The organism is Mycoplana sp. 10N416 (assembly GCF_056394765.1).
Genome location: NZ_JBFTIM010000004.1, coordinates 1 through 18,958, shown reverse-complemented (window position 1 = coordinate 18,958; position 18,958 = coordinate 1). Strand labels below are relative to the sequence as shown.

Sequence of the window (18,958 nt, the reverse complement as noted above, 5' to 3'; positions counted from 1 at the left end):
TTAAGGACGGCTTAACGTGGAGGTTGCAGGCTTCCCGTGGGTCTTTCCAATAGCGCCGTCTGATCCAACGTGGATGCTGCCGGACGCGCAATCGTGATTTCCACTTTCACGGGGGGATGGTTATTCTGACCGCGCAGCAAACAGGGAGACGGCTATGAAGCACATCCTTCTATTTGCATTCGCCCTTGGCTTGTCGGCGCCGGTGGCACAGGCCGACTGCGCCTATCACCAGACCAGCGCCAAGGCTGAAGTCGTTGACCAAACAACGACAGCGAGCCTGTCGAAAGATCCTCAGATATCGTCTGAAAAGCTGGTGCTCTTGAAGAAGCAACAGCAAGCCACTGAAAAAGACAACAGTACGGCTGAATGACGATCACGAAAGCAAGCCCGCAAACGTCATCCGGACGGCTTGCGGGCGCTTGGCTGGCATCGGGGCTGTTGTGGCTGCGCCGCCGGACTTACCAAAACCTGGTGGCGACCGAGGGGGTGCTCACGCGGCAGGCGTCAATGCGTTACGCCGGCCATGAAGCGGGCGAACAGTTCGCGCTGCGAGGAAATGCCGAGCTTGGCGTAGATGTTGCGGCGGTGGATGCGCACGGTCCCGGTCGATACCTTCAGCACCTGGCCCGTCGCCTCGGCCGAATAGCCCTTGAGGATGAAGCCGACGATCTCGCGTTCGCGCGGGGTCAGGCGGTCGAGCCCCTCTCCGGTGAGTCCGGGGCGGCCGATCGTCTGCGCCGTGAACTCCTTTGCAAGATCGCTCCACTGCCGGCGCATCAGCGCCGTGACCACCGGCGCGACCGCAGCAAGACGCTGGAATTCGGCGCGGCTGAACACCTTCTCCTGGCGCATCAGCGACAGCACCACGTGGCATTCGCCGGGCATTTCCGCGAAATAGCCGATCTCCTCGGCAATTTCGGTGCGCTGGTAGTAGGTGCGGAAATACTCACCCTGATAGAAGCGGTCCGGCGCCAGCGTCTTCAGCCGGTAGAGGCCGGGCGGCACGGGGCGCACCGCGCTCTGGCAGAACGGATCGAGGAGATAGGGGCCCTCCTGATAGTCGGTGACGAACACCCGGCGCCGATGCTCCGGAAAAGTATCAAAGATATCAATCGGTTTGCTCTCGCCGGAATAGCCGAAGATCACTGTGAAGGAAAACGGCACGACCGCCTGGAGCCAGGCCGTGAGCGCCGGGCAGAAGCCCGGCTGGCCGATCAGATCGATGACGACGCCCAATTCTGCAGCGTGAAGCGGGCTCTGCCGTGAAACTGGTCTCATGACGCCGTCTATGCCTTTTGTGATATATACAGTGCTGAAAGAGTTTTCTACCTTTTCCTGCAATTTAAGCAATAGCAACCGAAGTCGAGCATGGTGAATCAGACAATTGCCGAGCTCCGGAACGTGACAAAGCGTTTCGGTGCGGTAACCGCTGCGGAAGGCCTGAACCTGGCGATCTTCCAGGGCGAGTTCCTCTCCTTCCTCGGCCCTTCCGGCTGCGGAAAGACCACGGCACTGCGCATGCTCGCGGGCTTCGAGCAGGCGAGCGAGGGCGATGTCCTGATCGACGGCAAGGTCGTCAACGGCGTCCCGCCCTATCAGCGCCCGGTCAACATGGTGTTCCAGCAATATGCGCTGTTCCCGCATATGGACGTGGCGCGCAACGTCGCCTACGGGCTGAACCAGCGCCGACCGCGCCTTGCCAAGGCTGATATCGCCGCCAAGGTGGGGCGGGCGCTGGACATGGTGCGCCTGTCGGGCTTCACCGACCGGCGCATTTGGGAAATGTCGGGCGGCCAGCAGCAGCGTGTGGCGCTGGCGCGGGCCATCGTCAACGAGCCGAAGATCCTGCTTCTCGACGAGCCGATGGCAGCGCTCGACAAGAAGCTGCGGCACGACATGCAGATCGAGCTGAAATCCCTGCAGCGCGAGCTGGGCATCACCTTCGTCCTCGTCACCCACGACCAGGAAGAGGCGCTGTCGATGTCGGATCGCGTCTGCATCATGCACCAGGGCCGGATCGCCCAGATCGGCACGCCGGAAGAGCTCTACGACCAGCCGCAGAACCGCTATGTCGCCGATTTCATTGGCCGGTCGAACTTCATTGCAGCGCATGCCGTCGGCCGTGACGGCGAGCGGCTGCTTGCCGAGGGCCCGGGCGGCCTGCGCTTCGTCGCCCGCACCAGCGCAGTGGCGGCGGGGAACGGCGAGCGGGCGGTGACACTGTCGCTGCGCCCGGAGGAGATCCGCGTCGCGCCGGACGGCGTCGCGGCCGAGGGGCACGAGATGCGGGTGATGCACCGCATCTTCCTCGGCGAGCACGTCGAATACCATTTGCGTTCTGCCGCACTCGATCACCTAGTCGCGGTCGTGCCGCGCTCGACCGACATCGCCGAGGGCACCCCCGGCGTCGGCGTGACGGTTCGCGTGTCGTGGCGCGATGGCGCCGCGCTCGCGCTGGCGGAAGACTGATTTCGTGCGGCCAGGCGCCTTCAGCGCCCGGCACCCGTTTGACTACGTCGACAACTGGGAGGATATCGATGACTGACAATAGCGGGCATATCTCGGCAAAGGAATTCCTCGAGCGGCTGGAAAGCTACCGCAAGGGTTCGATTTCGCGGCGCCATTTCCTCGGGGTCACCGGCCTCGGGCTTGCCACTTCGGTTTTGGCCGGCGCCATGCCCGGCTTGGCGTCCAGCGCCCGTGCGCAGGGCAATATCGGCGACCGCGTAGTGATCGCCACCTGGCCCAACTATCACGACCCCGCCGATTTCGAGGCCTTCAAGGCCGCCACCGGCTGCGCCGTGGATATGAACGTCTTCGGGTCGAACGAAGAGATGCTGGCCAAGCTCCAGGCGGGCGGCACCGGCTGGGACATTGTAGTAGCGACCAATTACACGATCTCCACCTATATGGGCGAGAAGATCATCGAGGAAATCGACCTGTCGCGGCTGCCGAACTACGACAAGACGGCCACCGACCCTCGCTTTGCCGGGCCGGGCATCATCGACGGCAAGACCTACGCCATCCCGCGCAATGTCGGCACCACCGGCTTCTGCCTCAACACCGCCGATTTTTCCGGAACCCGGCCCACCACCTGGAAGGAGTTCTGGGATCTGACGAAGGGCGAGCTCTCGGGCCGCTCCATCGTGCACGACTACCAGCTCACCGCTATCGGCAATGCGCTGAAATACTTCGGCTATTCCTTCAACTGGGTCGATCCGAAGGAGCTCGAGGAAGCCGAGAAGCTGCTGATTGAATCCAAGCCGCATCTCTTCGCGATCACCTCGGACTACCAGCCGCCGATGCGCTCGGGCGATGCCACCATGTCGATGTGCTGGACGGGGGATGCGACGCAGCTTCACCGCGACATGCCGGAGATCGTCTATGTCCTCGGCAAGGAAGGCGGCGAGATCTGGTCGGACTTCTTCACCATTCCCGCCTCGGCGCCGCACAAGGATGCCGCCTATGCGCTGATCGACTTCCTGCTCGAGCCGAACATGGCGGCAAAGGAAGCCCAGTTCCACGGCTATGCCACGGGCGACAGCCGCGTGGATGCGCTGCTGCCAGCCGAAATGCGGGAAAGCGAGATCCTTTATCCGGCGGCGGAGCTTCTCAATGCGCTGGAATTCGGTGCGGCGGTCACCATGACCAACCCGCAGCGTGCCGAAATCCTCGCCCGCTTCAAGTCGGCGTAAGGAGGCGACGTGCGACCATCCCTGCGCACCACCCTGTTCCTGGCTCCGGCCACGGCCTGGCTCCTGGCCATGCTGGTGTTGCCGCTTGTGGTGGTCGTCGTCTTCAGCTTCGGTGAAAGAGGGGCCGCGGGCGGTTACGTCCCGGCCTTCACCTTCGATAACTACGCCAATCTCGGCGCCCGCTGGGCGGCGTTCAGGAATACGCTGACGCTCGCCCCGCTGGGCACGGTACTGTGTCTGCTGATCGCCTATCCGCTCGCCTATTTCCTGGCGCAGAAGGCCCATCCGCGCTGGCGCACGGCGCTTCTGATCCTGGTGATCGTGCCGTTCTGGACCTCGATCCTGATCCGCTCCTATGCCTGGATCCAGATTCTCGGCGGCAATGGCCTGCCGCGGCTCATTGGCGAGCTCGGCTTCGACCGACCGCGCTTCATCAACACGCCTTTCGCGGTCATGGTCGGCATCGTCTACGGCTATCTGCCACTGATGGTGTTTCCGATCTATGTGGCGCTGGAAAAGCTCGACCGGCGCCTGCTGGAAGCCTCGAGCGACCTCGGCAGCCCACCCTGGCGCACCTTTCTCCAGGTCACGTTGCCCCTGTCGCTCGCCGGTGTGGCGACCGGCTCCATGCTGGTCTTCATCCTGCTGATGGGCGAATTCCTCATCCCGCAGCTTCTCGGCGGCGGCAAGGTCTTTTTCGTCGGCAATGCACTGGTCGACCTGTTCCTGCAGTCGCGCAACTGGCCCTTCGGGGCGGCGATGGCGGCAACACTGGTGCTGGTGATGCTGGTCACGGTGACGCTCTATCTGCGCAGCCTGCGCCGGCTTTCGGGCGGGCGTGACGACGTGGCATTGATGTAAGGAACGCCGATGCGCCTCTATGCTCTCGCGGTCTATCTGTTCCTCTACATCCCGATCGGGGTGATCGCGCTCTTCTCCTTCAATGCCGGGCGCCACGCCGCACAGTTCAGCGGCTTTTCGCTGCAGTGGTACGGCAAGACGCTCGCCAATCCCTTCGTCGTCAACGCCGTCAAGACGAGCTTCACCGTTGCCGTCACCTCGGCGCTGCTCGCCACCCTGTTCGGCACGCTGGCGGCCGTCGCCCTACAGGGCGTGCGCGGCCGGCTGCGCCTTCTCTACGATGCGCTGGTCTATGTGTCGGTGATGGTGCCGGGGATCGTCATCGGCATTGCGACGCTGATTGCGCTGGTGACGGTGTTCGACACACTCAATCCGATGCTTGCCACGCTGTTTGGCCCGGAAAATCCGATCCAGCTCGGCCTCGGCAAGGGCTCGCTGATCGCCGCACACGGTCTCTTCACAATGGCGCTGGTCATCATCATCGTCCGCGCCCGGCTGCAGGGCATGGATCGGTCGCTGCTCGAAGCCTCCGCCGATCTCGGCGCGCCGCCGATGCGCAGCTTCGTTCAGATCACCCTGCCGCAGATCGCGCCGGCTGTGCTGGCCGGCTTCCTTCTGGCCTTCACCTTCAGCTTCGATGATTTCATCATCGCCTTCTTCGTCGCGGGATCCGAAACAACCTTGCCGATCTACGTGTTTTCCTCGATCCGGCGCGGGGTGACGCCGGAAATCAATGTCATCGGCACACTCGTTCTGGCTGCCTCGTTGCTCAGCCTGATTACCGCGCAGGTGGTCATGCGTCGGCGCAGCCACTGAGACCCCAGGAGTTTTCAAGAATGGAATTGAAAGATCGTGTCGCGCTGGTGACGGCGGGAGGTTCGGGCATCGGCCGCGCCGGGGCGCTCGCGATGGCGCGCGAGGGCGCCCATGTGATCGTGACCGACCTCGCCGCCGATCGGGCCGCGGCGGTGGCCGCCGAGATCTCCGCGGCCGGCGGACGGGCCGAGGGCTTCGGCCTCGACGTCCTTGACGATGCCGCGCTGGAAGGGGCGATCCTTGCCGCTGCCAAGCGGCACGGCCGGCTCGACGTGCTGCATTCCCATGCCGGCGTCCAGGTGCCGGGCCGGCTGGACCAGGTCGATGCCGGCCAGATGGATCTTTCGTGGCGGCTCAACGTCCGGGCGCATTTCATCGCCGCCAAGGCCGCAATGCAGGTGATGGCACCGCGTCGGCAAGGTTCGATCATCGTCACCTCATCGAATTCCGGCGTGCAGTACGATCGGGAGATGATAGCCTATTGCACTACGAAGCATGCGGTCATCGCCATGGTGCGCCAGATCGCGGTCGATTTTGCCGGCCACAATGTACGCTGCAATGCGCTCTGCCCGGGCTTCGTCGACACGGTTTTCAATGCCGGCTTTGAAGTCCAGATGGGTGGACGCGCGGCGCTCGAAGACTATGTCCGCGATGCCATACCCATGGGACGGTTCGGTTCGGCCGAGGAGATCGGCGAGGCGATCCTCTACCTCGCCTCGGACAAATCCGCCTTCATGACCGGTCACGCGCTGGTGATCGACGGCGCGGAGAGCCTCTAGCTCCGGCCAGGATTGCGTCGCTCCTCTTCGAGTTTCCGCCCCTGCCCTTTCGGCCGGCGCTATGCTGTGCGACTGTCGAATCCGATCCAAGGCCGGGTTCGCGCCTCTTATACACGTCGCGCCACATGGCACCGCGCCGAGAAGGCTGAAAACTGGCAATCGGCGGATGTTCGCCATCGATCGCGCGCTCTTGGCATGCTGATGCTGGAAATCGTCTACCGGATGACCAGGACGGGAATCGTCGTATCCACCAGCACTTCGGATGTCTGACTTCCGAGCAAGATCTTCTGCACACCGCGCCGGCCGTGCGACGACATCACTATGAGATCACACCCTCTGAGCTTGGCGAACCTGACGATGGCTTCGGCGGGAGAAGTATCGATTTCATGCGTCAAGTCTACTGTGACGCCGTGCTCGGAGGCGCGATCTTCGATGAAGGCAAATCGCTCCTTCATGATAGCGTCGATCTGCCGGTCATAGCGGGTGACGGGATCTTCGATGCCGCCCAGGAGAGCTGCGCTTGCCATCTCCGGGCGCAGGGGTTCTGACACGGTCAGAACCGTGACCTTCGCGTTGAGCGCTTTGGCAAGCGAGAGACCATGTTCAAGGCCCTTGCGAGCAAGGTCGGAGCCATCGGTAGCGATCAGAATGTGTTTGTACATTTTCCCTCCCCCGGTAGAAATTCGCATGCCATTCTGCACGACACTCCTCCGAAGACAAGCGCGTTCAAGGCGTTGTGGCGTATCGACGGCCTAACTGTTCGAAGATGACTGGAGCGCATAGAACGCTCACCGCTCGCTAAAAAACCACCGCTATCCGCCGCAGGTCGTCGACCATGCGATCCGGTCCGGAATGTTGCGGCTCGCCAGATAACGAGCCGCCAGTCGCGGCTTAACTGCTCCAGCTTTTTGGCGAACCGCCACGATGCCCAGCACCAGCCTGTCGAGCGAGATGTTATCGGTGGGCAAGTGCCGACCCACCCGTCGACGGGCGTTGCGCTACGGTACGCTCCCGGTCAAAGAAGGGAGGCGACCTTCAGGCCCTCGTAAACCGCCTCCTCTGCCGTACGGGGGGCCAGGCTGTCGCCGATAACATGCACCTCGGCAACCAGATCCCGGAGCATGTCGCCCAGTTCGTCGACCGGTTCGTGGCCGAGACAAAGCACCAGCGTCTCCACGTCCTCGAAGAGGATCGGCTGCTCGCTCGCCGTATGTTGCATGTAGACCGTGCCGCCGTCGCAGCCATAGAGGCGGGCATAGGGCGTGACGCGGACACCGATGCGATGGAGCTCGGCCGCGATGTTGTCGCGAACATAGAGCGGCAGGAGTTCGGCGGCGTGCGTTCCGTTGACGGCGAGATCGACGCTGCAACCCTCATTGGTCAGCAACTCGGCGATGCCGGGGCCGATCCAGTCGCAACGCCAGTCGGCGACGACGACACGGCCGCCGGTCTTCACCTCCTTGCGCAGCACCTGCCAGGCATCGACCACCTGGATGCTGTCGTCGAGCGGAAGGTCGGTACGATAGGGTCGCGCGCCGGTGGCGATGATGACCGCATCAGGCCGTTCCGCCTCCACCAGCGCCCGGTCGACCCGCATCCCCCGGTGTATGCGGACATTGGCAAGCTCGACCTCGTGGGCGAGGTTGGTGACGATACCTCCGAACTCGGCGCGCCGCGGAAGCTGCTGCGCGAGAAGCGCTTGTCCGCCGAGCTGGCTGGCCGCCTCATAGAGCGTAACCTTGTGGCCGCGCGCCGCGGCGATTGCCGCCGCCTTCAAGCCCGCCGGTCCGCCGCCGACGACCATGACGGTTTTCGGCCTGGCCGCCGGTGTGATCGTGCCGAATTTCAGTTCGCGGCCCGTCTCCGGATGCTGAATGCAGGAGATCGGCACGCCGCGGTGGAAATGACCGATACAGGCCTGGTTGCAGGCGATGCAGGCGCGGATGTCGTCCGTCCGGCCTTCCAGCGCCTTGCCCGGCATGTCCGGGTCGCAGATCATTGCCCGCGTCATGCCGCAGACGTCGGCGGCGCCGCTGGCGATCACCGCTTCGGCCTCCTGCGGCTGGTTGATGCGCCCGGCGACGAAGACCGGGATGCGCAGCGTCTGGCGCAAGCGCGCCGCATCGCCGGAAAGATAGGCGGCGCGGTAGGCCATGGGCGGCACGATATGAACGGCGCCGCCGAGCGAGGCCGAAGTCCCGGCGGTGATGCTCACATAGTCCAGCAACGGCTCCAGCCGGCGACAGATTTCCTGCGCCTCGTCGTCGGCCAGGCCCTGTTCGTCGCGCTCGCTGCTGCTGATGCGCATACCGATGACGAAATCCTCAGAGGTCGCCGCGCGCATCGCCGCGAGCGCTTCCATGGCAAAGCGTAGCCGATTTTCCAGCGGGCCGCCGTAGTCATCGGTGCGGCGGTTGACGCGCGGATTGAAGAATTGCGCCGGCAGGTAGCCGTGGCTTGCCACAAACTCAACGCCATCGACACCGGCGGCATGCATTCGCCGCGTTGCTGCGGCATAGCCGGCGACAATCTCATCGATCATTGGCTTGTCGAGCTGGCGCGGCATCACGCGAAAGCGCTCGTTCGGCGACACGGATGGAGCATAGGCGACCGTCAGCAGGCCGTCGCCGCCCTCCATGATCTCGCGGCCGGGGTGAAAGAGCTGCGAGAACAGGACGCATCCCTCGGCGTGACAGACTTCAGCAAGACGGCGGTATCCGTCGATGCAGTCGTCCTCGGTCGCCATCAGCATGTGGGAGGTGTAGCGCGCCGTCTCATGCACGCCCGCCACCTGGCTGACGATCAGCCCGACGCCGCCCCTGGCCCGGGCGGCGTGGTAGGCAAGGAGCGCGTCGTTAACGAGCCCATCGGTCGGCAACGTCGTATCGTGGCCGGTGGACATGATCCGGTTCTTCAGTTCCACCCCGCGGATTTTCAGCGGCTGGAACAGGTGCGGAAAGGCAGACGACGCACGCGCCGTCGCATTGCCGGACGATACGTCGTCTGTCATTGGTGGACCTCCGGTTATGGTGCTTCGATGCCGGGCGTCGTCAGACGCCAGCGATCATCGTGTAGATCTTGCGAGTCTGCTCGTGGATCGTCCATTCGCCGCGCCAGCCGAGCGGCAGGACGAACATTTCGCCGGCGCCGATGTCGCGGCTGGTGCCGTCGCCATTGTGCAGCGTCACCCGGCCGGTGAGGATGTGGCAGATCTCGGATTGCTGGCTGCGATCGGCCGTGAAGCGGCCGGGCGTGCATTCCCAGACGCCGGTTTCCATCTTGCCGTCTGGGCTCGTCCACAAGGCGACGGCTGCCTCCCGCGGATCGCCGGCAATGGCGGTCGGCTTCGGCGCGGCGGCGCCGAGGTTCAAGCCGAGGAGGTCGCCGAAATTCTCAAAACTGATCATTGGAATATCCTGTCATTCAAGGTTTGGCTCAGTGGCCGGTAATGCTGTCGGCGAGTGCCGCGAGCTTCGAGGTCTGGGGCAGGCCGGCGAACTCGCGTTCGTCGGCGATGCGATAGAGCTGGTACATGGAGTGCACGCCGAGCCAGCGGAACGGTTCCGGCTCCCACTTGCGCACCGTGCGGTTGACCCAGGGCAGGCCGGCCAGCTCCGTGTTGCGGTTGAGGACTAGGTCGGCGAGCGTGCGGCCAGCCAGGTTGGAACTGGAGACGCCGAGGCCGACATAGCCGCCGGCCCAGCCGATGCCGGTGGCGCGGTCGAAGCCGGCGGTCGTGCACCAGTCGCGCGGCACGCCGAGCACGCCGCACCAGGCGTGATCGATCTTCAGCGTCTTCGTCTGCGGCAGGAGACGGGTCAGGATGGCATGCAGTGCGTCGATGGTCGCCTGCTGGGTCTGGCCATTGACGTCGGTCTTCGAGCCGAAGCGATAGGGGACGCCGCGCCCGCCCATGGTGATGCGGCCCTCGCGGGTGCGCTGGGCATAGCAATAGGCGTGCGCCGCATCGCCCAGCAATTCATGACCTTCCCAGCCGATCTCCTTCCATAGGGAATCCGGCACCGGCTCGGTGACGATCTGGGCGCTGTTGAGCGGCAGCCATGTCCGCTCATGGCCGGGCAGGCCGGCGGAAAAACCCTCCGTGGCGCGGATGATCACAGGCGCACGCACCGTGCCGCGATCGGTGACGACGCGGCCCTTTTCGAAGCTCGTGACCGACGTGCCCTCGAAGATAGAGACGCCGAGGCTCTCGACCACCTTGGCGAGGCCGCGCACCAGCTTGGCCGGCTGCACGCGCGCCATGTCGCGGATCACGAAGGCGCCCTGGACGTTGGCAATGCGGATGCGCTTCGCCGCCGCTTCGGCCGAGAGCAACTCGATCCGTTCATCCGGCATCTGCCACTCGCGATAGAACCTGTACTCCGCGCGAGTGCGTTCGAGCTGCGGCGCGTTGGTGGCAACGGTGATGTTGTCGGCGCGCAGGACATCGGCATCGATGCCTTCGGCCTCGGTGACGCGGATCACCTCGTCCACCGTGCCGGCCATGGCGCGCTGCATGTCGATGACCGCGCCGCGGCTGGAGGTTTTCAAGTATTTTTCCCGCGACCAGCCGAAGCCGCCGGACAGCCAGCCGCCATTGCGACCGGAGGCCCCGAAGCCGGCAAACTCGCGCTCAACTACGACGATGTTGAGGGAAGGATCGGCCTTTTTCAGGTAATAGGCCGTCCACAGGCCGGTGTATCCTGCGCCGATGATGCAGACATCGGCGTCGCGGTCGCCGGGCAGGGCTGGGCGCTTTTGCGGAATGCCGCCGATATCGGCATACCAGAAGGAAATATTGCCGTTGGTCTTGACGTCCATGGGAGTGCTTTCGGTTCAGGTCAGCGTCACGTCGGCGCTGGCGTCGTCGGGAAGTAGGATGAGATCGGCGGGGGTGAAGGCGACGTCCACGGCATCGCCGATGGCGAAATCGGCAGCACCGAGGGGGCTGCGCGCGACGGCGATCGTGCCGTCCTTCAGCCGCACCTCGTATTTCGAGCCGGAGCCGAGATAGATCGCCTCCGTGACCGTGCCGGAAAGGCGATTTTCGCCGGTGACAACATCGGCGCCGGGGCGTTTCAGCGCCACGCGCTCGGGCCGCAGCAGGATGACCGGCCGGGCATCGCCGGCAAGGCGGCCATGGGCGGTAACCTTCTGGTCGCCAATCGTCATCAGCGTCTCGTTGCCGGGAACCTCTGCCACCCCGCGCAGCACCGTGGACTCGCCGATGAAGCGGCCGACGAACAGCGTCGCCGGATTGTCGTAGAGTTCGCGGCCGGTGCCGATCTGTTCGATGCGGCCGCCGTTGAAGACGGCGATCCGGTCGGACAATACCAGCGCCTCTTCCTGGTCGTGAGTGACGTAGACGAAGGTGGTGCCGAGTTCGCGGTGGATGCGCTTGATTTCAAGCTGCAGCCATTCGCGCAGCTTCTTGTCGAGCGCTCCGAGCGGCTCGTCCATCAACAGCAGCGGCGGATCGAAGACGAGCGCGCGGGCGAGTGCGACGCGCTGCTGCTGGCCGCCCGACAGCTCATTCGGGTAGCGATGGGCGAAGTCGGCCATCTTCACCATGTCCAGCGCCCGCTTGACGCGGCGCTCGCGGTCCTCGCCGCTGATGCCGCGCAGCGTCAGCGGATAGGCGACGTTCTTGCCGACCGTCATGTGCGGGAACAGCGCGTAGTGCTGGAAGACGACGCCGATGTTGCGCTTGTGCGAGGGCAGGCCGGTAACGCTCTTGCCGCCGATTTCGAGCGCGCCGGAGCTGATGTCGGTGAACCCGGCGATCAGGTTCAGCGTCGTCGTCTTGCCGGAGCCGGAGGGGCCGAGCAGCGTCATGAACTCGCCGGGACGGATGTGCAGATCGATGTCCTTGAGGGCGGTGAAGGCGCCATAGCGCTTCGAGGCCTTGCGGATCTCGATCGCGGCACCGGCGGAACGGTGAGGTGCATTCATGGTCATGTCCTTCCGCGGCGCATGCCGAAGAGCAGGCCGGCAATGATGATGAGCGACGTCGCCAGGAACAGCAGCGTGCCGACAGCGGCAACCGTCGGGTCGGCGTCGCGGGTGATCGACGAGTAGATCTGCACCGGCAAGGTTTTCAGGTAGGGGCTGGTGATGAACAGCGCGACGATGATCTCGTCGAACGAGGTGATGAAGGCGAAGAGCGCGCCGGAGAGGACGCCCGGCAGGATGAGCGGCAGGGTCACGGTGCGGAACACCGTCAGCCGGCCGGCGCCGAGGCTGCCGGCGGCCGTTTCCAGCCGGCGGTCGAACACCTCGAGGCTCGCCTGCACCGCGATCAGCACGAAGGGGATCGCGAGCATCGTATGCGCCAGCACGAAGCCGGCAACCGTGCCGACCAGGTGCGTATCGAGATAGACCGCATAGATGCCGATCGCCAGCACCACGCCGGGCACGACCATCGGCGTGATCAACAGGGCACGGAGCAGGCCGCCGGTGCGGGCCGCGGCCCGGCTGACCCCGAAGGCGGCGAGCGTGCCGACCACGGTCGCCACCACCGCGACGATGAGGGCGATCATCAGCGAGTTGGTGAAACTTGTCGTCCAATCGGGATTTCTGAAGAAGTTGTCGTACCACTGCCAGGAGAAGCCGACCGGCGGGAAAGCCAGCGACTTGTTACCATTGAACGACATCGGGATCACCACCAGCGTCGGCGCCAGCAGCAGCACGGCGACGAGCAGGCAGAAGAGGCCGAGGAGAACGCGTTGGAAAGAGGGCATCGCTTCAGGCCTCCCTACGCGTGGCGGCGTGCTTCTGGCGCATCAGCGGGGCGGCGATGGCGAGAAGCACGAAGGTTGCGACGAGAAGGACCACGCCCATGGCGCCGCCGCGTCCCCAGTTCAGGAGGCTGAGCACCTGGTTCTGAACCAGCGTCGACAGCATGGTGCTGCGTGGGCCGCCGAGCAGAGCCGGCGTGATGTAGAAGCCGAGCGACAGGATGAAGACGATGATCGCGCCGGCATAGACGCCGGGCAGCGACAGCGGCACGTAGATCTGCAGGAAGGCGCGCCACGGCTTGGCGCCGAGGCTTCGGGCGGCCTGCAACAGGCGGGTGTCGATGCCCTTCATCACCGAATAGATCGGCAGGATCATGAAGGGCAGCAACACCTGCGTCATGCCGATGATGACGCCGGGCATCGTGCGGATCAGCTTGACCGGCGGCAGGCCGATGCCGCGCAGGAACGAGTTGATGACGCCGGAATCCTGCAACAGGATGACCCAGGCGAGCGTGCGGACGACGCCACTCAGCCAGAAGGGCACCAGCACGCAGAGGATGAGCACCAGCCGCAGGTTCTTGCCGACGATGGTCATGGCATAGGCGTAAGGGTAGGCGCAGATGAGGGAGACGAGCGTCACCCAGGCGGCGACCACGAAGGTGCGTTGCAGCACGGTCCGGTTCACGGCCGACTGGAAGAACCAGACGTAGTTGTCGATGCCGGGCGCCGGATCGGTGAAGCTGCGGAACACGACGATCGCCAGCGGATAGGCGAGGGCTGCGAGGAGCACCAGCACCGCCGGCGCCGCAAGCCACGCCGCGCCACGGGGGCGGAATCTCGAGAGGAAGTCGGGCCGATCGGAACCGGCGGCAGGGCCGGTCGGCAAGGCCTGGTCGGACGTGGCGGTCAAGGTCGTCTCCCGTGTTTCGGGCGGGCGGTCGCATCCGGGTTGCCCCCTCCCCAGCCCCCTCCCGCAAGGGGAGAGGATTAAGAGCGCTCCACCCGCCCTTGATGAGGCGGGTGGGGTTGCCGGATGCGGCTGTCCTGATGGGTCAGGCTCAGTTGCCGGAGAGAAGGGCGGACCACTTCTCGGCGGCGAGGTCGAAGTTCTTCACCCAGAACGGAATGTTCTGCTGATACCCCTGGGCAATGCGCTCGGGCGTGCTGGTGAGGAACGCCGTGGTGACCTCGTCAACCTTCGGCTTGGCGTCCATGTTGATCGGGGTATAGGAAGTCTTTTCGGTCAGGATCTCCTGCGAGCGTGCGCCGAGATAGGCATTGAGCAGCGCATAGGCGGCATCCGTATCCTTGACGCCGACCGGAATGGTCATCTGGTCCATGACGACCAGCCAGTCCTGCCAGACCGGGGTATAGTCGGCGCCGTTCTTCACGGCGGTCATGGCGCGGCCGGTCCACATCATGATCATGTCGGCTTCGCCGGATTCGGCAAGCTGCTGGGATTCCGCGCCGGTCTTCCAGTAGATCGTGTCGGGGCCGAGATCGCGCAGCTTCTGGATGCCTTTTTCGATGTCGTCGGCCGTCATCGCCTTCGGGTCACCGCCGGTCGTCTTGAAGGCCTGCTCGATCAGGCCGCCGGTCGGATCGCCGGCGCCGTCGATGGCGCGGATGCCCGGGAATTTTTCGGTGTCGAAGAAGTCCTGCCAGTTCTTCGGCGGATTGTCCTTGTAGGTCTCGTTCTTGTACATCAGGACGACGCCGTAGTTCATCGCCGGCACCGAGCATTCGCCGACCTGGCCGGGCGGAATCTTCGAGACGTCGAGCTTGGAGAAGTCAAGCTTCTGGAACAGCGTGCCGCAATGGACGTAGGGCGGCAGGTCGGCGGTATCGACGACGTCCCAGGTGACGTTGCCGGCATCGACCTGCGCCTTCAGCTTGGCGATTTCCGTCGGGCCGTCATTGAGCAGCGTCACGCCGGATTTCTCGACGAACTCCTGCAGCGCGGCCGCCTGGCCGTCCTGATAGATGCCGCCATAGGAGACGAAGGTCAGCGTCTTGCCCTTGAGCGAGCCTTCCTTCACCTCGCCGGCGACCGGCTTGTCCTGTGCGAACGCCGGCAACGCCAGGGCGCACGTCATCGTCAGGGCCAAAGCCCTCGCAAATGTTCTCATCTGTTTGATACTCCCAGTAGCGCTCGCTTGCGTTGTTCCTGCTGCGGCTACGAGCCGGGCCGTGGCAGGTATTGGTCGAGGTCGTCCGCGACGCTGGTGGGCGGCGCGATCATCCACAGGACTTCGGCCGGTTCCGTGCCGATATTCACGGTCTTGTGCGGAACCGAGCTTGGATATTCGATGCTGTCGCCCGCCGACAGCAGGTGGCGTTCGTCGCCGAGGGTCAGCTCGACCTCGCCCCGGATCACCAAGAACAGCTCGTGCGAATCCCCATGGCTGTAAGGCTTCTCGCCCGTCGAGCCACCGGGATCGAACTCGCCGATATAGACTTCGAGGTCGCGGATCGGGCGCCGCGTCAGCATCATCTTGCGATAGCCCTCGGCCGGCGGCAGTTCCGGACGCTCGTTCTTGCGCAGAACACGGCCGACGGGCGGGGCCGCGTCGTCGAAAAGGTCGGTGAGGCTTATGCCGAGCGAACCGGCGATACGCATCAGCGTGCTGATGTTGACGCCGCTCAGGCCGCGTTCGAGCTGGCTGAGAAAGCTCGCGGTCGTCCCCGTCACCTCGCCCAGCGTGCGCAGCGACATGCGGCGGGCCGTGCGGAAAGCCTTGACTTTCTCGCCGATTGCACCCTGCTTCGCCGTTGCAGCTACAATGTCGTCCATGCTCGCTCACTCCCACTTAACACCATATTAAGTGGCGCATAGATTAGCAACGGCAGATTCACGGATTCCGTATTTTTTGTTTTTGGGCTGAAAAATGGCCGCCGTCCGGAGCATGGAAGCCGCGCTTGAGCCGGACGGGTTCAAGGACGATCCGGCCGAGCGCCTGCGTCACCCGCCGTCGGTCGTCAGCAGGCAAGCCGGGGCCGGCGCGCAGGCGCCGGCTTTGCCGCTATCGCGACAAGTACCAGGGGTTTTCCCGCGCCCATTTGACTGTCAGGGCAATTCCGTCGCTGACGTTCGTCGTTGCCCGCCAACCGAGGCGATCGTGCGCCTTGCTCACGTCCGGGACGCGGCGCTCGATGTCCTCGTAGACGGCACCGTATTTCTGCTCGCTCCGGACGGCGATGGGCGTCACCCCCGTGGCGCTGTGCTCGACGCATAGCTTGACAACATCGCCGATTGCCACTTCCGTGGGATTGCCCAGGTTGAAGATTTCGCCGACCGCGCGGGGATTCGTGGCGGCGCGCACGACACCGTCGATCACGTCGCCGACATAGGTGAAGCAGCGGGTCTGCTGGCCGCCGTCGTAGAGTTCCGGCGCCTCATTCCGCAGCGCCCGATAGATGGATTGGGACACCACATAGATCGGATTTTGCCGCGGGCCGTAGACGTTGAAGAAGCGGACGATCGACATCGGCATGCCGCTCTTGCGGTAGACGCCAAACAGCATGTGCTCGATCAGCGCCTTGCTCGTCGAATAACTCCAGCGGTCGACGCTGGTCGCCCCCAGCACACGGTCGTCGGATTCCTTCCATGGAACGGCGGGATTGCGGCCATAGACTTCGCTGGTGCTGGTAAAGAGAATCCGGACGTTGTGCTTTTCACACAGGCCGATGAAGTTCCGGGTGCCGATGATGGCGATATCGATGAGGCTGAGCGGATCCTCCATATAGTGCCGCACGCCGACCACGGAGGCGAGATGGTAGAGGGTGCTCGCTTCGGGGCGGAAATAGCGCTCGATCGTCGCTTTGTCGCGAATATCCCCGTGCGTGTAGTAAAAATTCGGGTTGCCGCGCGCCTCGCGAAGATTGTTCGCCCGCTCCAACGGGACGATGTCGAGGCCGTGGACGATGTGACCGTCCCGCAGCAGGCGGTCAATCAGGTGGCTGCCAATCATGCCGGCAGCGCCGGTTACCATCACGCTGTTCAACGTCCAACTCCCTTGTAAGCAAGGCCAAGGTTCTGAAGCTCGGCGATTTCCGACCGATCGAAGTACCGGCGGCCATCGAAGACGAGTGCGCCCGGGGCGGCGAGCTTCGCAATGTGCGCAGGCGACAGGGACCTGAACTCGTCATGCGCGACCAGGAAGATAACGCCGTCGGCGTTGCGCAGCGTGTCGTCGATGGACGGATTGAGCTCCACGCCCCAGCCATCGGCATCCTCCTTGAGAACCATCGGATCGTGGACCCGGACGGTCCCGAATCCCTCGGAGCGCAAGGCATCCAGCAGTGGCTTCACCGGCGTCAGGCGAACATCGCCCGAGTTGGTCTTGAACGCGAGGCCGAGGACGGCCAGTTGCAGATTGGACAGCACGCGGTCGTGGCGGCGCGCCCATTGCGCAATCTGCAAGGCACAATAGGCCGGCATGCCCGCATTGATCGTGCGCGAGGTCTTCGGCGTCAGCAGGTCGGCGCCATGGCGCGCGCCAAGGCTGTGCACGAACCATGGATCCTTGGTCAGGCAGTAGCCACCGACGCCGTTCGATGGCGTCAGGATGTTGACGTAGTGCTGGCCCTTTTTCAGGCTGTTGGCGCCGGCAATCACTTCGAGCACGTCCAGGTCATAGGGCAGCGCGTCGCAGAGCTTGGCAAGGTCGTGCGCGAGCGCGATATTGAGGTCGATCCAGAGGTTGTCGGCCAATTTGACCATCTCGGCGGCTTCTGGCGAACTGACGACGATGACGTCGACGCCAAGCGTTTGCTGCCAGAAAGCCTCGGCCACGGCGCTGCTTTGGGGGTCGAGACCACCGACGACGATGGGAAGGCTTTTCAGTTCCCGTATTGCCGAGCCCTCGGCGAGCCGTTCCGGGCTGAAAGCGACGTGAACGTCGGCAAACCGTTTCAAGCGCTCGGCCACGACCGTCCGGGTTACTCCCGGTGGGACCGTGCTCTTGACCATCACCAGTTGCCCTTCGTGCACATATGGAGCAATGGCATCGGTTGCCGAACGGATGTGGCTGATGTCGGGGGAGAAGTCTTCAGTCAGCGGGGTTCCGACAGTGACCAGAATGACGTCGGCGTCGGCGACCCGTGAAAAATCGCTGCTGAACCGCAAACGCCCGGCCGCCTTCTGCTCGCGCAGCAGGTCGGCCAGGCCGGGTTCCTTGATGGGACAGTCACCGCGCTCGAAGGCTGCGATCAGCCGTTCGTTGACGTCGATGGCGTCCACGCGGCATCCTTTGGATGCGAGGACGAAGGCGATGGTCGAGCCGATGAAGCCAGTTCCGACGACAGCTACTTTCCACATGAGAACCCTGCAGGACACGGAAATCTCACCCATCCTCGCATCCGCCTCACCGCTCGATAATTCAGCATGTCGGATGTTAGTGTAGGCAATCTGGCGTAAGTCGCTCACAATGGCATTCAGCGCGACATCGCCAAGCCCACATACGGACGGCGTTGCTTCCTCCCAAAGTCTGGCACCAAGCGGTCGCCAAGGGGAAGATGACCGATCCCGAAGACATTAAACTAGGGGCTGGGCCGTTCTCAGGATCGGCCTGCTGCCGGCGAGGCGGCAAAGTGCGTGGATCAGACCGCGCAACCATCAATGCAAGCGCTGTTGCACAATGGAGCAAAAGATGAGCGCCGATCTGTTGCGGAGTGTGTTTGCGATCGTGTGGCTGTCAGCCGCGCCGGCCGCCGCTGCCGCTGCCGCCTCGACGGTCACCGGCTTCCCGGATGCGTCGAACGCCGGCATTGCCGCCGGCTCGAACATGACCAAGTTCACCGGCACCTACCGGGTCACCCAGGACAACGCGGTGATCAGCAACCTGGAAGTCTACGGCGCCATCATCATCGACGCCAAGAACGTGACCTTGAAGAACGTCAAGCTGACCTCCGACACGCCGTGGCACGCGCTGCGCGTCATGGACGGCGCCACCGGCTTCACCCTGCAGGACAGCGAGGTCGACGGCCAGGGCCGGACCGTCAACGCCATCTACGGCAACGGCACGTTCCTGCGCAACAACCTGCATGACGTCGACAACGGCATCAACGT

18 protein-coding genes and 1 pseudogene are annotated in these 18,958 nt (G+C 64.2%); 7 read left to right on the top strand and 12 right to left on the bottom strand.

Annotated elements, in window-relative coordinates; translation table 11 throughout:
- Positions 1–154: 154 nt before the first annotated feature.
- Positions 155–370 carry a hypothetical protein gene (locus AC1DDS_RS09405; protein ID WP_477478659.1) on the top strand — a complete coding sequence of 72 codons (216 nt, stop codon included), beginning with the start codon at positions 155–157 and terminating at the stop codon, positions 368–370.
- Between the two features lie 134 nt (positions 371–504).
- Here the strand turns inward: AC1DDS_RS09405 and AC1DDS_RS09400 are convergent, their stop codons facing one another.
- On the bottom strand, positions 505–1,278 hold the full coding sequence (locus tag AC1DDS_RS09400; protein ID WP_477478658.1) for a helix-turn-helix transcriptional regulator: 774 nt from the start codon (positions 1,276–1,278) through the stop codon (positions 505–507).
- Between the two features lie 90 nt (positions 1,279–1,368).
- Between AC1DDS_RS09400 and AC1DDS_RS09395 the strand changes: the two genes are divergently transcribed.
- The 5 genes from AC1DDS_RS09395 to AC1DDS_RS09375 all read left to right on the top strand — a co-directional run bounded on the left by AC1DDS_RS09395 (position 1,369) and on the right by AC1DDS_RS09375 (position 6,151).
- The gene (locus tag AC1DDS_RS09395; RefSeq protein ID WP_477478657.1) at positions 1,369–2,469 is read left to right on the top strand and encodes an ABC transporter ATP-binding protein; all 1,101 of its coding nucleotides are present in this window, start codon (positions 1,369–1,371) and stop codon (positions 2,467–2,469) included.
- Positions 2,470–2,537: 68 nt separating this feature from the next.
- Positions 2,538–3,695 (top strand): ABC transporter substrate-binding protein, encoded by a 1,158-nt coding sequence (locus AC1DDS_RS09390; RefSeq protein ID WP_477478656.1) that lies wholly within the window; start codon positions 2,538–2,540, stop codon positions 3,693–3,695.
- Between the two features lie 9 nt (positions 3,696–3,704).
- Positions 3,705–4,556 carry an ABC transporter permease gene (locus AC1DDS_RS09385; protein ID WP_477478655.1) on the top strand — a complete coding sequence of 284 codons (852 nt, stop codon included), beginning with the start codon at positions 3,705–3,707 and terminating at the stop codon, positions 4,554–4,556.
- Between the two features lie 9 nt (positions 4,557–4,565).
- Entirely contained in the window at positions 4,566–5,372 is an 807-nt protein-coding gene (locus AC1DDS_RS09380; RefSeq protein WP_477478654.1) for an ABC transporter permease, read from the top strand.
- Positions 5,373–5,392: 20 nt separating this feature from the next.
- Positions 5,393–6,151, top strand: a complete 759-nt coding sequence (locus tag AC1DDS_RS09375; protein ID WP_477478653.1) for an SDR family NAD(P)-dependent oxidoreductase — start codon at positions 5,393–5,395, stop codon at positions 6,149–6,151.
- A gap of 215 nt (positions 6,152–6,366) precedes the next feature.
- On the opposite strand, the gene AC1DDS_RS09370 is transcribed toward AC1DDS_RS09375, so the two are convergent.
- From AC1DDS_RS09370 to AC1DDS_RS09320, 11 genes are all read right to left on the bottom strand, one after another.
- Positions 6,367–6,813: a universal stress protein gene (locus AC1DDS_RS09370; RefSeq protein WP_477479010.1), complete on the bottom strand. Its 447-nt coding sequence runs from the start codon at positions 6,811–6,813 to the stop codon at positions 6,367–6,369.
- Between the two features lie 353 nt (positions 6,814–7,166).
- Positions 7,167–9,161 (bottom strand): oxidoreductase, encoded by a 1,995-nt coding sequence (locus AC1DDS_RS09365; RefSeq protein WP_477478652.1) that lies wholly within the window; start codon positions 9,159–9,161, stop codon positions 7,167–7,169.
- Between the two features lie 40 nt (positions 9,162–9,201).
- The gene (locus AC1DDS_RS09360; protein ID WP_477478651.1) at positions 9,202–9,558 is read right to left on the bottom strand and encodes a cupin domain-containing protein; all 357 of its coding nucleotides are present in this window, start codon (positions 9,556–9,558) and stop codon (positions 9,202–9,204) included.
- 28 nt (positions 9,559–9,586) lie between these two features.
- Positions 9,587–10,972: an NAD(P)/FAD-dependent oxidoreductase gene (locus AC1DDS_RS09355; protein ID WP_477478650.1), complete on the bottom strand. Its 1,386-nt coding sequence runs from the start codon at positions 10,970–10,972 to the stop codon at positions 9,587–9,589.
- A 15-nt stretch (positions 10,973–10,987) separates the two neighbouring features.
- A complete protein-coding gene (locus tag AC1DDS_RS09350) occupies positions 10,988–12,103 on the bottom strand; it encodes an ABC transporter ATP-binding protein (RefSeq protein WP_477478649.1) in 1,116 nt (371 codons plus the stop codon).
- A gap of 2 nt (positions 12,104–12,105) precedes the next feature.
- Positions 12,106–12,891, bottom strand: coding sequence for an ABC transporter permease (locus AC1DDS_RS09345; RefSeq protein WP_477478648.1), 786 nt, complete (start codon positions 12,889–12,891; stop codon positions 12,106–12,108).
- A gap of 4 nt (positions 12,892–12,895) precedes the next feature.
- Positions 12,896–13,798, bottom strand: a complete 903-nt coding sequence (locus tag AC1DDS_RS09340; RefSeq protein ID WP_477478647.1) for an ABC transporter permease — start codon at positions 13,796–13,798, stop codon at positions 12,896–12,898.
- A gap of 148 nt (positions 13,799–13,946) precedes the next feature.
- Positions 13,947–15,017 carry an extracellular solute-binding protein gene (locus AC1DDS_RS09335; RefSeq protein WP_477478646.1) on the bottom strand — a complete coding sequence of 357 codons (1,071 nt, stop codon included), beginning with the start codon at positions 15,015–15,017 and terminating at the stop codon, positions 13,947–13,949.
- A gap of 47 nt (positions 15,018–15,064) precedes the next feature.
- Positions 15,065–15,682, bottom strand: a complete 618-nt coding sequence (locus AC1DDS_RS09330) for a helix-turn-helix domain-containing protein (RefSeq protein WP_477478645.1) — start codon at positions 15,680–15,682, stop codon at positions 15,065–15,067.
- Between the two features lie 229 nt (positions 15,683–15,911).
- A complete protein-coding gene (locus AC1DDS_RS09325) occupies positions 15,912–16,883 on the bottom strand; it encodes an NAD-dependent epimerase/dehydratase family protein (RefSeq protein WP_477479009.1) in 972 nt (323 codons plus the stop codon).
- A 5-nt stretch (positions 16,884–16,888) separates the two neighbouring features.
- Positions 16,889–18,241: a nucleotide sugar dehydrogenase gene (locus AC1DDS_RS09320; RefSeq protein ID WP_477478644.1), complete on the bottom strand. Its 1,353-nt coding sequence runs from the start codon at positions 18,239–18,241 to the stop codon at positions 16,889–16,891.
- A gap of 298 nt (positions 18,242–18,539) precedes the next feature.
- Here AC1DDS_RS09320 and AC1DDS_RS09315 point away from each other — a divergent pair.
- Positions 18,540–18,958 (top strand): annotated as a pseudogene (locus tag AC1DDS_RS09315) (hypothetical protein); the annotation flags it as partial.

Bases quoted from the DNA above. Each gene is read 5' to 3' on its own strand.
- AC1DDS_RS09390 (WP_477478656.1), top strand. From the start codon at position 2,538: ATGACTGACAATAGCGGGCATATCTCGGCAAAGGAATTCCTCGAGCGG.
- AC1DDS_RS09330 (WP_477478645.1), bottom strand. From the start codon at position 15,682: ATGGACGACATTGTAGCTGCAACGGCGAAGCAGGGTGCAATCGGCGAG.
- AC1DDS_RS09360 (WP_477478651.1), bottom strand. From the start codon at position 9,558: ATGATCAGTTTTGAGAATTTCGGCGACCTCCTCGGCTTGAACCTCGGC.
- AC1DDS_RS09335 (WP_477478646.1), bottom strand. From the start codon at position 15,017: ATGAGAACATTTGCGAGGGCTTTGGCCCTGACGATGACGTGCGCCCTG.
- AC1DDS_RS09350 (WP_477478649.1), bottom strand. From the start codon at position 12,103: ATGAATGCACCTCACCGTTCCGCCGGTGCCGCGATCGAGATCCGCAAG.
- AC1DDS_RS09320 (WP_477478644.1), bottom strand. From the start codon at position 18,241: ATGGGTGAGATTTCCGTGTCCTGCAGGGTTCTCATGTGGAAAGTAGCT.
- AC1DDS_RS09405 (WP_477478659.1), top strand. From the start codon at position 155: ATGAAGCACATCCTTCTATTTGCATTCGCCCTTGGCTTGTCGGCGCCG.
- AC1DDS_RS09370 (WP_477479010.1), bottom strand. From the start codon at position 6,813: ATGTACAAACACATTCTGATCGCTACCGATGGCTCCGACCTTGCTCGC.
- AC1DDS_RS09345 (WP_477478648.1), bottom strand. From the start codon at position 12,891: ATGCCCTCTTTCCAACGCGTTCTCCTCGGCCTCTTCTGCCTGCTCGTC.
- AC1DDS_RS09365 (WP_477478652.1), bottom strand. From the start codon at position 9,161: ATGACAGACGACGTATCGTCCGGCAATGCGACGGCGCGTGCGTCGTCT.
- AC1DDS_RS09375 (WP_477478653.1), top strand. From the start codon at position 5,393: ATGGAATTGAAAGATCGTGTCGCGCTGGTGACGGCGGGAGGTTCGGGC.
- AC1DDS_RS09400 (WP_477478658.1), bottom strand. From the start codon at position 1,278: ATGAGACCAGTTTCACGGCAGAGCCCGCTTCACGCTGCAGAATTGGGC.
- AC1DDS_RS09395 (WP_477478657.1), top strand. From the start codon at position 1,369: ATGGTGAATCAGACAATTGCCGAGCTCCGGAACGTGACAAAGCGTTTC.
- AC1DDS_RS09355 (WP_477478650.1), bottom strand. From the start codon at position 10,972: ATGGACGTCAAGACCAACGGCAATATTTCCTTCTGGTATGCCGATATC.
- AC1DDS_RS09380 (WP_477478654.1), top strand. From the start codon at position 4,566: ATGCGCCTCTATGCTCTCGCGGTCTATCTGTTCCTCTACATCCCGATC.